We start from the raw sequence: 328 nt of genomic DNA, 5'->3' as shown, positions 1-328 counted from the left end.
TGACCTACCGCGAACGCGTGGAATCCCAACTCACAAAAGAGACTTGGTATCAACTCGCTGATTACATCCATGTGCAAAAGCGAATTTATGATGCGCCAAGTGCCGTTGACAACATTCAGTTAGAGACTCATGAGCAAGATTTATCAATAACAGATGGTGGTGTGATACCTAAACTGAAAGGTAAAGTGGTATTAGCTGAACCTGTCTGGACGATACCGAGTCTAATTCGCCATTCCGAATGGTTGCACAGTGTGATTCGTGCAACGGGATTAGAGTTAGAGATCATTGTTATTGATGACATTAGTTTTCCTGAGGTAGTGTCTCACCA

Annotated in this window: 1 pseudogene; it reads left to right on the top strand. The window is 43.3% G+C overall.

The window, feature by feature from the left end:
- Positions 1-328 (top strand): annotated as a pseudogene (locus tag IQR33_RS26685) (transporter); the annotation flags it as partial.

This window comes from Vibrio sp. OPT46 (assembly GCF_015163535.1).
Lineage (GTDB): Bacteria > Pseudomonadota > Gammaproteobacteria > Enterobacterales > Vibrionaceae > Vibrio > Vibrio alginolyticus.
Note: the sequence above shows the minus strand (reverse complement) of the source record. Positions and strands in the feature narration are given on the sequence as shown.